Here is a 13,693-nt window from a genome sequence, read left to right on the forward strand (position 1 = left end):
CGGCTGGCTTATCCTATTGTATTTAAATAAAATACATCCTCTGCCACAGGATTTTTTCGCACGGAGTGAAATTGCTGATTAAAATACGCCATCGACTTATGAAGTCGTTCCTGACTCACTATTTTTGGCCAACAGCAATATTCATTAAAGGACTTTCCGTGTAAGTTATAAACTGCTTTGAAGGCCTGACGCATGGCCTCTGAGTCGGTCCATGCAATAATATGCATATGAGGATAATGCTGCCAGATCACCTCGGCCAAGGCCGGACCGTGGCAATTGAGGCCATCCGTAACACCCAGATCACCATCCAAAATGATACAGTCAGGTGGATTGGATTTTATCATTGAGCTTGCTTCAGTGCTGTTATTCACCAGATTAATTTTCAGATCGTTTGAAACAGTTTCTAACAAACGTTGCAAGCAATTGGCATTAAATGAATTATCCTCAACGATCAATAAATGCATAACCACTCCCTTCATTTTCTGAGGGCAGTATAACGAGCAAACCTTAAGAAAAAATTAAGAAAAATGAAAAAAATTTGGCCAATTTTTACCTGGTTTGCTTGAATAAATTGATGGCTGCATATAGAAAAGGCATGATTTAATTTACTCATGTTACGCAGCTACGTCTTTTTTGTCTCTTTGGACGCATTTTGAAATTTCAAATGCTCATTTACTCCATGTAAACTGCGCCTTAAAATTCCAAAATGCGTCCAAATCTCCTAAAAAACTATACCGCGTAACATGAGTAATTTATTTGCTTTTTTCAATTCCTCTCTGCTACGAAAGACAATGGCTGAATGACTCATTTTTTAGCGCAGATTTTACCAACAATAAAGGATCTGACTATTTCATTTCATTTCATTTCTGATAGAAAAAGATGATCTTCTGTCTTTGTGGTTATCAGATCCAATTTTTTAGCAGCTTCAAAAAATCGATGCTTTGATTGCTCTAAATGATAAACCGGTGACAGATTTTTGCTGACAATTGAGGTTTGGCAACGAATCGAACCATTCATAAAAGCAACCACATCGGTTACGCTGTTTGCGCTCATAATTCCTGCAGCCATTCCTGAAAATTCGTCGTCGTAGTCATAATATTCAAGCATGTCCACGTACTGAACGTTTACGCCCAAGCCTGCCAAGTAAATTTCAAATTGTTCCTTGAAAATATCCTGATCACATCTGGGCACAATAAAATGCCTGCCATTATCATCCAAATCCAGCGCAAAACCGTTCATCATTAAAGCAAGAACGCCATCATGCTCTTCTGAGCTCTTACAAAAAGGAACGTATTTAAGTTGTTTTAAATCCGTGTAGTCATCAAGATAAAATAAGCAGCCAAAAACTTTTTTGATTTCAAATCCGTTATCTCTCAGTATTTGACAGGTTTTATCGATAATGTCTTTTTCAAAAAAATCAGCCAAGGTCTGAAAAGTCGCGGCGACTTTGCTTTGAACATCCTCCGATAAATTAAAATTGAAATCCGTTTGAGTAAAAGAGTGAATGATAAATTGACCACGACCTAGGTAAGCCATTTGCAAATCAAGATGATAAACCCATTGAGGAATAACCAGTAATTGCTCTGGATTACAGCCTAGTTCTTTGATAGTAATGTCAATGGCAGTTGTCCGGTCGACCTCATTGTATGCCATCGTTTCTGAAATCACATTTTCACCCACCAAGTAGAAACGTTGCCCTTTCTTATTGATAGCACAAAAAAGATTTCCTCCTTCCAGTGCTGTTTTTCGTACAAAACTGGTGTCGAGTAAGGTTTGGCTTTCATCTCTCCAAGCCAGCGCAGAAGGTATGCTTGTTTTTGCCTGATGGTGTTCGGTTAACTGCAACTTGCCATAATAAAGACCATCATTTTGTTTAGCATTCCGCATGAAAGTTTCTGTAAAATAGTGATCCTTACTTTTTTTAGCCGGCGTCAAAACATCATTCCCAGTGGAAACCACATAGTCTTTTGTCCAGTACCCATAAGGAAAAGAGTGTTCTTTTATAGAAAAATTTAAATCAGCAGCTAATTTTTTTAAGGACTCAAAATAAGGTGATTCTTTATGGATAAGAACAAAAGAGTCTCGGGTTACGACATCTTCAGCGAACATCAAACCATGGAATAGGGTTTTAGCTTCTTTGCTGTCTTTGCCCGCCAACTTAAACAAAGTCTGGGCATGATAACAGGCTGTTTGATAATCACCCATTCTTATTGCCACTTCACATTCGAGCAAAACCTCACTCGCAGCCTCTTTAAGCTCAGCGGAAAAACCTTGATATAGCTGGCGAAGCTGTTTTTTTATAAACAGGGTATTTACGATTTTCATAGGAATTGAATTTTCTTAAGTGTTAATTTAAATGTATTTTAATCAAACAATATTAACAAATTATTAAAATAATAATCAAAAAACCTACATTAATTAAAAAAATTCATTTTTCCTTTTTGCTGAAGCCTATGGCCTCTAAACGTTTCTCAGTTGATGGATGGGTGGAGAACATTGAACTTAAGGATTTAACCGGATCGATAGTAGAAGGATCATACAGATAAGAGGCCTGGCGTACTTGTTCATGAGCGGTATTGCCGTATTGTTTTGTGTATTCATCGGCATGGACCTGATGGTCCTGACTGATTTTAAGCAAGGCTCGGGCCATGGGTTCATTATCACGCATGAGTTCCACACAGCCGGCATCTGCCATATATTCCCGCGTGCGGCTGAGAAAAAGAGCAAGTATCACCGTAATAATGGGTAAAACATAACGTAATACAATAATGATCAACAACAGACGGTTATCCTGGCGTCTTCCATTGCGTTTGAATAAAGCGGCATAAAACAACACGTCAATCACAATGAGAAGAATATTGCTTAACACCGCCACCATCAATGTTAATTTGATATCATGATGACGAATATGACTTAATTCATGGGCCATAACGGCCTGCATTTCCGAGCGATCCAATTTTTCCATCAAGCCTCGGGTAATAGCGACCATGGCTGATTTTTCACTATAACCGCTGGCAAATGCATTCATGTAATCTGCATCGATGATATACACCTTTGGCATGTAACTGAGGCCGGCTGCAACTTTCATTTCTTCAACAACATTATATAATTTTTTTTCCTGTAAATTTCGTGCGCTGTCGGGTGTAATCTCATAAGAATCTGTGCCAAGTAGCATGATTCGATCATATAAGGCATAAGTGATCATCAAAGAAACGGCGGCAATGGCAAGCATGATCAGCGTGGCATAGGGTGTTGCTTGAAAGCTGAGCAAAGCATAGATTAATTGCCCAAGTGTGGCTGTGGGGTAAAAAGACTGTAACACAAAGACATCCACCACAAGACCTATAGCCACATAAATACCTAAAAAGGTCAGAATCACCCAACGGGTTTTTCGCTCGTTTTTGCGCAACTGTTCACGCCAGTTGCCGGTGGTTGTCTTGTATTCAGAAAGAGCCATGCTCGGCCTTAAAATTTTAATTAAAATTTAACGGTATAGTCTTCACGAGTCTGAATCTGTTCTTCAGGCAAAGCCCAGTATTCATACTCTTTATCCAAAGAAGAAGAAAACACGCTGACCACCATGGATTCAAAAAAAGATTTTTTCTTAGCATAGTAACGCTCAAGACTATCATTATAAGCTTGCTTGGCATAGGCAAGCTTATTTTCTGTATTGACAATTTCTTCTTGAAGTTGCAAAGCATTTTGGCTGGCTTTTAAGTCAGGGTATTGTTCAAACACCACGTTCAGGTTCGAGGCAATTTGGGAAATACCGTTTTCAGCCGCAATACGTGTTTTTTCATCACCTTCTGCTTTGGCTTTTTGAGCCTGATTACGTAGCTCCACCACGTCTTTTAAGGTGGTTTTTTCGTAATCCATGTATTTTTTAACCGTTTCAATCAGCGATTCAAAAACTTTGTATCGCCGGTCAAGCTGAATATCAATTTGCCTTTTATTATTGTTGATAGCTTCTATGAGTCCAATCAACTTGTTATAAATGCCAACCACCCAAAATATGAGAATGGCCAGAATTACCAGAATAACAATGAAAAATGTAGTCATCTTCTTATCCTTTTTTCTTTTTTATAACCATGTTATAGCGCGAAAACAGCACTAAATACAACTTTTTTGCTAATTTCATGCACAATCTCCTTATATAAATTGTAAAAAATGAGTTTATTTCAGATTGAAGCAAAAATTTTTCTGGAAGTTAAAAAAGCTAACTCTTCATAAAAGCCTGATAAAAAAACAGCTCTATATAGACCCGCTATCAGGTAGCGGAGATTCGATGTAAAAAATGGCTTTAAAAAATACAAGCTCGAATTACCGCGGCATCGACCGCGGTATTGAAGCTCAGTCTAGACCCCGCTATCAAGTAGCAGGGATGCGATGGAAAAAAATGACTTGGAAAAATATAAACTCGAATTACCGCGGCATCGACCGCGGTATCTATATGAAACTCAGTCTAGACCCCGCTATCAAGTAGCAGGGATGCGATGGAAAAAAATGACTTGGAAAAATACAAACTCGAATTACCGCGGCATCGACCGCGGTATATATGAAGATCTATTTACACCCCGCTATCAAGGGGGGGTAATTCTAAAAAACAACTAAAGTTGAGATAGAAAAGGTTTTAAAAATTGTCCGGTAAATGAACCGCTTATTTCACACACCTCCTCAGGTGTTCCCTCGGCAATGATTTGCCCGCCTTTGCTACCTCCTTCAGGTCCCAGATCAATGATCCAGTCTGCCGTTTTAATGACATCCAGATTATGTTCAATGACAATCACCGTGTTTCCCTGGTCTCTTAAACGGAATAAAACGGCCAGTAATTGCTTCACATCATGAAAATGCAAACCCGTGGTCGGTTCATCAAGAATGTATAAGGTGCGTCCCGTACCACGTTTGGATAGTTCCCGTGCCAGTTTAATTCGCTGAGCTTCACCACCGGATAAGGTTGTGGCGCTTTGCCCGAGCCGAATATAGGATAAACCAACATCGATGAGGGTCTGACATTTCCTTGCAATGATAGGAACGGCATCAAAAAATATTCTTGCTTCTTCAACGGTCATTTCCAGGACTTCATGAATGTTTTTTCCTTTATATTGAATCTCCAGCGTTTCCCGATTGTAGCGCTTTCCTTTACACACGTCGCAAGCCACATAAATATCTGGCAGAAAATGCATTTCAACTTTAATTAAACCGTCTCCCTGGCAAGCCTCACATCGACCACCACGAACATTAAAGCTGAAACGGCCTGGTTGATAGCCGCGCGCACGTGATTCAGGCGTTGCCGAAAACAATTCACGCACCGGAGTGAAGATGCCGGTGTATGTGGCAGGATTAGAACGAGGGGTGCGACCAATAGGACTTTGATCGATATCAATCACTTTATCACAGAGCTCAAGCCCTTTAATTTCTGACAATGTTCCTGCAGGCAACAGGTTGGCACGGTTCAGTCGATTGGCGGCAATAGGATAAAGCGTATCGTTGATAAGGCTTGATTTACCAGAGCCTGATACACCAGTGATACACGTCAATAAACCTAAAGGAAGACGAACATGAATGCCTTTAAGATTATTGCATTGAACCCCTTCTAACTGAATCATTTGCCCAGGATTCATAGGTGTGCGTTCTTGAGGTATCTCAATAGATTGTCTGCCTGAAAGATATTGGCCGGTCAAAGAATCAGGATTAGCCATAATGTCTTCAGGCGCACCCTGCGCTACGATTTCTCCGCCATGCACTCCTGCTCCTGGACCGATATCCAGTACATAATCCGCCGAGCGAATGGCATCCTCATCATGTTCCACCACAATGACCGAATTTCCCAGATCACGTAAATGTTTTAAAGTATTAAGAAGCCGTTCATTGTCTCGCTGATGTAAACCAATAGAAGGTTCATCAAGGATATACATAACACCTACAAGTCCTGAGCCAATCTGGCTGGCCAGACGAATTCTTTGGGCTTCGCCGCCCGACAAGGTTTCAGCACTGCGGTTTAAGGATAAATAATCCAGACCGACGTTCACCAGAAAACCCAGACGCTCAATGATTTCCTTATTGATCTTTTCAGCAATCTCACCACGATAACCCGTCAATTTGAGTTGCCGAAAAAAAGAATAAGCGGCTTCAATGGAATAAGCGGTAATTTCAGGCAGATTTTTATTGTCAATAAAAACATGACGCGCCTCTTCACGTAGTCTTGTTCCCAGACAAGCCTGGCAAGGCTGTGATGACATGTACTTGAGCAATTCCTCATGGACCATGGATGATTCTGATTCTTTATACCGCCGTTGCATATTGGGAATCACCCCCTCAAAAACATGCCGTTTAATCAGATCATCACCACGTGGGCGCTGATAATGGAATTCAATGGTTTCACGTCCACTGCCATAAAGGATGATTTGTTGTATTTTTTCAGGCAAATCAAAAAAGGGCGTTTCGACATCAAAATGATAATGATCAGCTAAGGATTTTAACAGGGAATAATAATAAGCCGTTTTTTTATCCCAACCGCGTATAGCACCATCGGCCAAGCTTAAGCTTTTGTCATGAACCACCCGTTCCGGATCAAAAAAACGCTTTACCCCGAGCCCATCACAGGATGGACAGGCTCCCATAGGATTATTAAAGGAAAAAAGCCTGGGCTCCAATTCACTGAGACTGTAACCACATTCAGGGCAAGCAAATTTAGAAGAAAAGGTCATTTCGGAAAACTGATTATCCATCGGCGCAATAATGGCAAGACCATCAGCCAGATGAAGAGCATTTTCAAAAGATTCACTCAGACGCTGTGACATGTCGGCGCGAACTTTAAAACGGTCAACAATCACTTCAATGGTGTGTTTTTTATGTAATTCCAGTTTGGGAGGATCATCCAGCTCATAAACCTCATTATCAATACGTGCTCTTATATAACCCTGCGCCTGTAGTTGCTGTAATAACTGCACATACTCCCCTTTACGCCCACGAACAACTGGCGCTAATATCATGGCTTTACTTTCTTCAGGTAAGCTGAGCACTTGATCGACCATTTGACTTACCGTTTGAGCATGCAAACTGACTTGATGTTTTGGACATCTAGGCTCGCCAACTCGAGCAAACAGCAGGCGAAGATAATCATAAATTTCGGTAATGGTTCCAACGGTAGAACGTGGATTATGGGAGGTAGCTTTCTGTTCAATGGAAATGGCTGGTGATAATCCTTCGATAGAATCCACATCCGGCTTTTCCATCATGGACAAAAACTGGCGGGCATAGGCTGAAAGAGACTCCACATAACGACGTTGCCCCTCGGCATAGAGCGTATCAAAAGCAAGGGAGGATTTGCCCGAGCCGGAGAGACCTGTCAGTACAGTTAATTGATTTCTGGGGATGGTCACGTCGATGTTTTTTAAATTGTGTGTGCGGGCACCACGAATACTGATATTCTGCATGAAACGGCTCTAAGATTTTTATAGCTCAAAATGAGTAGATTATATACCAATTTAGCGCAATATAGCGATCCTTCAAAACGTGCTTGTTTATATACCTCAATCAGGCAATATACAATTTTGCTATACTCTTGATATCAACGCTCTGTTTAAAGGATTAGACAATATGAGAGCACCCAGTTTCATTTTGTCTTTTACATTGATGTTGATGCTGATTTCACCTTTAAGTATGGCAGACGACAATACGGAGGTGAAAGCCTGGGTAGAAAATGTTCTTATTTCTACACTAGCTATCAGTTATCAAGAAAGTGATGAAGACATTCGCAAAGTACAACACTACTATTCAATGAATGCCTGGGATGGATTGAGCAGTTTCCTCGGAGATAAGGTAGATGTCGTTCGTGAAAAACAACTGGAATTACATCCTTCTCCTCAAGCGCCACCCAATATATTGGAAACCGGTTATGTGTCCGGCATTCATTACTGGCGCATTGCTCAAGACATTATCATTCCCGAACTTGACGTAGAAATTAACTTCATTGTGGCTGTTCTTGAAGCCAAACCCATGGATGGCTCACGCTTTGTGATTCAAAGTATCAGCATGAGCAAAAATAAATCTCAATAAAATGACAGAGAAAGGCGCAATCAACTGAGGCGGATATTTATTTAGATCCAGACGCAGCATAGTATTTTTTAGAAAATGTGTCCAAAGATGTAAAAAAGACGAAGCTGCGTAACATGAGTAAATTATTTCAGACCTGTGTATAATAGTATTATGGTCAAACAACCTGTGCTCGAGAGATGAATATCAAATATAAAATTGCTCTTTTTATCCTGACATGTCTGATAAGTTTTCAATTAAAGGCAGCTGATCTAAAAGCCTTTGAACAGGATTTAAGCGATTCCATGATCACCGCTAAAATCACCACCAAATATGCCGAGAGCAAATTGTTAAATCCCTTGAAAATATCCGTTTCAACCGAACAGGGCGCAGTCACGCTGAAAGGATTTGTCAGCAGTAAGAAAGCTCTCATTGAAGCATTAAAAATTGCTAAAAACACCCATGGTGTTAAACGCATTGACAGTGACGGACTGGATATTAAACAAGTCAATATGGCTCTCACTGATGCTTATATTACAGCAAAGGTGGAAGCCGCCATCTTAAAAGCAAAGATACTGGACGATGAATCCATTCCTTTAATCGGCATCAATGCCACAACCGATAATGGTACAGTCACCTTAACTGGTGATGTAAAGAGGGAAGAGTCAATCTCCTTTATTATTAAACGCGCAAGTAACGTGCATGGTGTTAAAAAAATTATTTCTCATCTTAAAGTCAGTAAGGTTCAATCATGAAAACCTTAAGATGGTTCAAGTTCTTCCTCTGGTATTTCGGTCTTTTTAAAGTCGCGTTAATAGGCTATTTAAGACCACGTCTGATAAAAATTGATGACAAAGAAATGGTGGTTTGCCTTCCTTTAAACAGAAGAAGCCGAAATCATTTGGGTTCCATGTATTTTGGCGCTTTGGCCGTAGGAGCTGATTTGGCAGGTGGAATGCATGGTTTTTATCACGCTGAACAACAACAGTGCAGGATTTCTTTAGTCTTTAAATCATTTAGCGCCCAGTTTTTAAAACGGCCGGAAGCCGATGTTTATTTCGTCAGCGAAGATGGTGAAAAAGTCAGAGCAATGATTGAAGAGTCCCGAAAACAAAGCACTCGGGTCAACAAACCGATAAAAGTACGAGCGTTCACAGACTACCCCTCCCGCTCTGAACCTGTCGCTGAATTCAGTCTTGAACTGTCCATTAAAGTAAGCTGAGTTAACCCGATTATTCTTCTATAAAGCTTGTCTTAGGAATGTGGGATAGCAACCAAACTTTCACCTTAATTGTTTTATGCCCTCTTGGGATCCAACCAATACTTTGTCAGCCACTCGTTTGGCAAATAAGCCATTTTCGACGACTCCAGGAATGGTATTGATTTGATCCTCCAGTGCCATTGGCGTATTAATGGTTAAATTGAACACATCCAAAATGATATTGCCATTGTCCGTTACAAACCCTTCTCGATATTCAGGGTCACCACCCAATTTGACCAATTGCCTGGCTACAAAACTGCGTGCCATGGGAATCACTTCTACAGCAAGAGGAAATTCACCCAAATGATTGACCACTTTTGACTCATCCACAATACAGATAAATCGTTTAGCCACGCTGGCAATGATTTTTTCGCCGGTCTGGGCACCACCACCGCCTTTAATCATTTCACCATGTTTGGTGACCTCATCTGCACCATCAATATATAGAGGCAGATCATTGACCGCATTTAAATCCATAAGAGGAATACCGGCTTCTTTTAATAAGCGTTCAGTGCTTTTAGAACTGGCTACACAAGCCTCAATTCGATGTTTGATGTTTTTTAATTCATCAATAAAATAATTGACTGTGGAGCCGGTACCAATACCGATAATCATATCATCTTCCACGTAATCTAAAGCAGCTTTTGCGGCCCTTTTTTTTAATTCATTCATTTCTTTATCCTTTTTGTCTTTGACGGATGATTTCATATAAACTGACGCCTGTGGCTACAGAAACATTCAGACTTTCCACGCTACCAAGCATTGGCAAAGAAAAAAGCCCATCGCAATGCTCGCGCGTCAAACGCCTAAGCCCCTTTCCTTCTGCTCCCATCACCACAGCCATGGGAGATAGACAATCCATATCATAAAGTGATTGTTGGGCTTCACCGGCTGCGCCATAGATCCAGATTCCCTGTTCTTTTAACATCTCCATCGCACGAACCAGATTGGTTACACGTACAACCGGCATGTTTTCTGCGGCCCCACAAGCCACCTTGCTGACAACGGCCGTTAATCCGACATTTTTATCTTTAGGTATGAGGACAAAATCAACTCCGGCAGCATCTGCTGTGCGTAAACAAGCACCTAGATTATGCGGATCAGTGATGCCATCGAGAATGAGAATCAACGCAGGCTCCCCTGCTTTTTTTAATAGCGACAACAGATCGTGCTCACTAAACGCGGGCAGGGGTGTGACAGAAGCGATAATACCTTGATGTGGAAAAGAAGAAAATTGTTGTTGTATCTGTTTTGCATCAAGTCTTATGACAGGAATATGTTTCGATAAAGCCAAGTCAAGAATCTGGTGAATACGTTCATCTGAGCGTCCTTTATTAACAAACAATTGTTTGATGTTTCGGCGTTCATTTTTCAACAGGGCACTCACGGCATGTAAACCGTATACGTATTGCTCAGTCACTGGAAACTTCTTCCTCTATCGGTTCAAAGTCAATTTTTCTCTCATCCAAATCCACTCGAGCAACCAGAACCGTCATTGAATCCCCCAACCTATAAACATTTCCACTGCGCATACCCACCAAACGATGTTTTATGGCATCAAAAGAATAATAATCGCTCTTCAGGGAAGTCACATGAACTAATCCTTCCACATAAATGTCATCCAGCTCAACAAAGATACCAAAACCTGTGACAGAGGAAATATGACCTTTGAAGGTTTGCCCCAGTTTACTCTGCATGTATTCACACTTCAGCCAGGAAATAACTTCGCGGGTAGCTTCATCTGCACGGCGCTCAGTGAGCGAGCAATGTTTACCCAAACGACTCATATCCTGATGGGTGTATGGAAAAGCATCGACATGTTGATTATCCAGAATATGACCGATGGCACGGTGAATCAATAAATCAGGATAACGACGAATAGGGGAGGTGAAATGGGTATAAGCCGAATAAGCCAAGCCAAAATGTCCCTCGTTGGATTCAACATATTGCGCTTGTGTCATTGATCGAAGCATCACGGTTTCTATAAGATGTTTATCCGGACGCCCTTCTGCCATCATTAATGTGCGCTGAAAATCTTTTGGATGAGGCTTTTTTCCACCGCTTAAAGACAGTCCCAATTCGCCAAGAAATTGCCTGAGAGCGGTGATTTTACTTTCTTCCGGTGGCTCATGAACTCTGTATAATGTTGGAATTTTTGCTTTTGCCAGAAATCGAGCCGTCGCGACATTAGCGGCCAGCATGCATTCTTCTATCAGCTTGTGCGCTTCATTACGGATGACAGGAACGATGTATTTGATCTTTTTATTTTCATCAAATTCAATTTTCGTTTCTGTCGTTTCAAAATCCATGGCGCCACGTAGTTTGCGGGTGTAAACCAACGTTTGATATAAAGCATACAAGGATTGAAGCATTGGCCATAAAGATTGATGTTTTTTATCGGTCTTCTCTTCTTCTAACCAGTGAGCCACCTGAGTATAGGTTAACCGGGCATGAGAATGGATCACTCCACGATAAAATCGTGAACGGGCAATTTTCCCGTTGGCAGTAATGGCAAGCTCGGCAACCATGCAGAGCCTGTCCACCTTTGGATTCAAAGAGCAAATACCATTGGAAAGAGCTTCTGGCAGCATCGGAACGACTTTTTCTGGAAAATAAACCGAATTGCCTCGCCTGACAGCTTCTTTATCCAGCGCTGATCCTATATCGACATAATGACTGACATCGGCTATAGCCACATAAAGCTGAAAGCCTCCCTTAGGCTTCTGATAACAATAGACGGCATCATCAAAATCCTTTGCATCCTCACCGTCGATAGTAACAAAAGGCAAATTCCTTAAATCCGTGCGTTCCTTAATCTGCTCTTCTGTGACCTGTTGTGAAATTTTTGCCACTTCTGTACTGACATCCTCAGGCCATTCATGAGGAATGCCATGAGCATGGATGGCGACCTGAATTTCCATGCCCGGAGCCATATGATCACCAAGAATATGGATTACCTTTCCAATGGCTTGTGTGCGCTTGTTAGGAAAAGCAACAACCTCTGCCAGTACAATTTGTCCGTTTTTAGCTTCATTGATATATTCATAAGGAATAGAAATGTCCTGCGTCAAGCGTTTGCTGTCTGGCTGAACAAAAGCAATACCGTGTTCGGAAAAAAAACGTCCCACCACCGTTGCATTGGCATGTTCAATGACTTCATGCACCTTCCCTTCCGGACGTCCACGCCGATCAAAACCTGTTTGATAAGCCAGAACTTTATCTCCATGCATGACAGCACGCATTTCTTTGGCCGAGAGGAACATGTCTGGCTTATCATCATCCGGGACGAAAAAACCAAATCCGTCGGGATGCCCCTGAATGGTTCCTCTTTGCAGATTCGTTTTTTGCAATAAACAATAGCGTCCTCTGCGATCCTGCATGATCTGGCCGTCGCGCAGCATGGCTTTCAGGCGGAACCCCAATGCTTCCTGTTTGCTTTTCTTTTTAATGTTCAATTTATTGATGATCTGATTCCGTGACATGGGACGCCCGGCATCATCCATGATCTGAAGGATATATTCTCTGCTGGGAATCGGCTCATCGTATTTTTTCTGTTCTCTTTGATAGAACGGATCATTATGTTTTTTATTCAATGTTTTCCTGCTTTAAAATTTAAAAGAATCAATTTCAGTGTACCATTCATTTTATATTCAGGCTAAAGCAAGCTTAAAAAAATTTAATGTTGCGATTCAGGCAGTACAAAACCACGTTCGGCTAAATGACTGAGCAATTCCTTTAATGGCAAATTCTCGCCAGCCCAATATGAACCTTGATTGTTTTTGGGAAAACGAACTTTTTTATACCGACATATACGGATGGCGTCCTTACAGGAAACCTGTTGCTCATGCCCTGGAGAGGATTCCACGCAATTGAGAGTAAAATCTTGGCCAATGTTTAGCGCAGACCAATGCCCAGGCTGTAATTCACTCGTCCATCCAGCGCTGGCTCCGGGATTTTCAACGGGATGTGTCAGCCATAGTGTATTGTCCGTTCGATTATAAATCATAAACAGAGCCGTTTTACTGGTTTTCAGCAGCGCCGTTTCGTCGTCAATGCGAATCGCTTGACAAAATTCAGGCAGTGCTGAGCCAGCATGAACAAAACCCCAAAAAAGACTCAACAAGATAACAGAAAAATAGCGCATTATAACCCTCAAGCAAAGCTTCACCTTGCATTGAGAATACCACAGACTTCATCGGTTCAGAAGAATAACAGGATAACTTTAAATCCACTCCGCCGCAGTAACCGTAGAGAATATATTAAAATGTCGTATCGACCCTTCCCTTTGTCTGCAAAAATCGGCTATATTTTAATAGGTTTTCGACATTTCGCATCGGCATCTTTTTTGACTAAAAATGGAGTAAATTTGAAACGTAACGCTTATCTCGACACTTTGTG

At 41.2% G+C, this 13,693-nt stretch carries 12 protein-coding genes; 3 read left to right on the forward strand and 9 right to left on the reverse strand.

Annotation, left to right across the window (positions count from 1 at the left end; translation table 11 throughout):
- Positions 1-8 precede the first annotated feature (8 nt).
- The 5 genes from E4T55_RS06635 to uvrA form a co-directional block, all read right to left on the reverse strand.
- Positions 9-464: a response regulator gene (locus tag E4T55_RS06635; protein ID WP_058501851.1), complete on the reverse strand. Its 456-nt coding sequence runs from the start codon at positions 462-464 to the stop codon at positions 9-11.
- Positions 465-855: 391 nt separating this feature from the next.
- Complete coding sequence (locus tag E4T55_RS06640; protein WP_058501850.1) at positions 856-2,325, reverse strand: hypothetical protein; 1,470 nt, start codon at positions 2,323-2,325, stop codon at positions 856-858.
- Positions 2,326-2,428: 103 nt separating this feature from the next.
- Entirely contained in the window at positions 2,429-3,457 is a 1,029-nt protein-coding gene (htpX, locus tag E4T55_RS06645) for a zinc metalloprotease HtpX (RefSeq protein WP_058501849.1), read from the reverse strand.
- A 20-nt stretch (positions 3,458-3,477) separates the two neighbouring features.
- Positions 3,478-4,059, reverse strand: a complete 582-nt coding sequence (locus tag E4T55_RS06650) for a LemA family protein (protein ID WP_058501848.1) — start codon at positions 4,057-4,059, stop codon at positions 3,478-3,480.
- Between the two features lie 548 nt (positions 4,060-4,607).
- Entirely contained in the window at positions 4,608-7,436 is a 2,829-nt protein-coding gene (gene uvrA / locus E4T55_RS06655) for an excinuclease ABC subunit UvrA (RefSeq protein WP_058501846.1), read from the reverse strand.
- Positions 7,437-7,599: 163 nt separating this feature from the next.
- On the opposite strand from uvrA, the gene E4T55_RS06660 reads away from it, so the two are divergent.
- The 3 genes from E4T55_RS06660 to E4T55_RS06670 all read left to right on the forward strand — a co-directional run bounded on the left by E4T55_RS06660 (position 7,600) and on the right by E4T55_RS06670 (position 9,256).
- Positions 7,600-8,058: a DotI/IcmL/TraM family protein gene (locus E4T55_RS06660; RefSeq protein WP_058501845.1), complete on the forward strand. Its 459-nt coding sequence runs from the start codon at positions 7,600-7,602 to the stop codon at positions 8,056-8,058.
- A gap of 176 nt (positions 8,059-8,234) precedes the next feature.
- Positions 8,235-8,789, forward strand: a complete 555-nt coding sequence (locus E4T55_RS06665) for a BON domain-containing protein (RefSeq protein WP_058501844.1) — start codon at positions 8,235-8,237, stop codon at positions 8,787-8,789.
- Positions 8,786-9,256 carry a PaaI family thioesterase gene (locus E4T55_RS06670; protein ID WP_058501843.1) on the forward strand — a complete coding sequence of 157 codons (471 nt, stop codon included), beginning with the start codon at positions 8,786-8,788 and terminating at the stop codon, positions 9,254-9,256. Before E4T55_RS06665 ends, E4T55_RS06670 begins: the two co-directional genes overlap by 4 nt.
- Positions 9,257-9,316: 60 nt before the next feature.
- On the opposite strand, the gene rpiA is transcribed toward E4T55_RS06670, so the two are convergent.
- The 4 genes from rpiA to E4T55_RS06690 all read right to left on the reverse strand — a co-directional run bounded on the left by rpiA (position 9,317) and on the right by E4T55_RS06690 (position 13,439).
- Positions 9,317-9,967: a ribose-5-phosphate isomerase RpiA gene (gene rpiA, locus E4T55_RS06675; protein WP_058501863.1), complete on the reverse strand. Its 651-nt coding sequence runs from the start codon at positions 9,965-9,967 to the stop codon at positions 9,317-9,319.
- Between the two features lie 4 nt (positions 9,968-9,971).
- The gene (gene rlmB, locus E4T55_RS06680; RefSeq protein WP_058501842.1) at positions 9,972-10,715 is read right to left on the reverse strand and encodes a 23S rRNA (guanosine(2251)-2'-O)-methyltransferase RlmB; all 744 of its coding nucleotides are present in this window, start codon (positions 10,713-10,715) and stop codon (positions 9,972-9,974) included.
- On the reverse strand, positions 10,708-12,888 hold the full coding sequence (gene rnr / locus E4T55_RS06685; RefSeq protein ID WP_058501841.1) for a ribonuclease R: 2,181 nt from the start codon (positions 12,886-12,888) through the stop codon (positions 10,708-10,710). The genes rlmB and rnr overlap by 8 nt, the downstream gene beginning before the upstream one ends.
- A gap of 83 nt (positions 12,889-12,971) precedes the next feature.
- The gene (locus tag E4T55_RS06690) at positions 12,972-13,439 is read right to left on the reverse strand and encodes a hypothetical protein (protein WP_058501840.1); all 468 of its coding nucleotides are present in this window, start codon (positions 13,437-13,439) and stop codon (positions 12,972-12,974) included.
- Positions 13,440-13,693: the final 254 nt, after the last annotated feature.

It is taken from the genome of Legionella israelensis, from assembly GCF_004571175.1.
GTDB classification, from domain to species: Bacteria; Pseudomonadota; Gammaproteobacteria; order Legionellales; family Legionellaceae; genus Legionella_D; species Legionella_D israelensis.

Bases quoted from the DNA above. Each gene is read 5' to 3' on its own strand.
- E4T55_RS06640 (WP_058501850.1), bottom strand. From the start codon at position 2,325: ATGAAAATCGTAAATACCCTGTTTATAAAAAAACAGCTTCGCCAGCTA.
- E4T55_RS06665 (WP_058501844.1), top strand. From the start codon at position 8,235: ATGAATATCAAATATAAAATTGCTCTTTTTATCCTGACATGTCTGATA.
- E4T55_RS06670 (WP_058501843.1), top strand. From the start codon at position 8,786: ATGAAAACCTTAAGATGGTTCAAGTTCTTCCTCTGGTATTTCGGTCTT.
- E4T55_RS06660 (WP_058501845.1), top strand. From the start codon at position 7,600: ATGAGAGCACCCAGTTTCATTTTGTCTTTTACATTGATGTTGATGCTG.
- E4T55_RS06690 (WP_058501840.1), bottom strand. From the start codon at position 13,439: ATGCGCTATTTTTCTGTTATCTTGTTGAGTCTTTTTTGGGGTTTTGTT.
- uvrA (WP_058501846.1), bottom strand. From the start codon at position 7,436: ATGCAGAATATCAGTATTCGTGGTGCCCGCACACACAATTTAAAAAAC.
- E4T55_RS06650 (WP_058501848.1), bottom strand. From the start codon at position 4,059: ATGACTACATTTTTCATTGTTATTCTGGTAATTCTGGCCATTCTCATA.
- htpX (WP_058501849.1), bottom strand. From the start codon at position 3,457: ATGGCTCTTTCTGAATACAAGACAACCACCGGCAACTGGCGTGAACAG.
- E4T55_RS06635 (WP_058501851.1), bottom strand. From the start codon at position 464: ATGCATTTATTGATCGTTGAGGATAATTCATTTAATGCCAATTGCTTG.
- rpiA (WP_058501863.1), bottom strand. From the start codon at position 9,967: ATGAATGAATTAAAAAAAAGGGCCGCAAAAGCTGCTTTAGATTACGTG.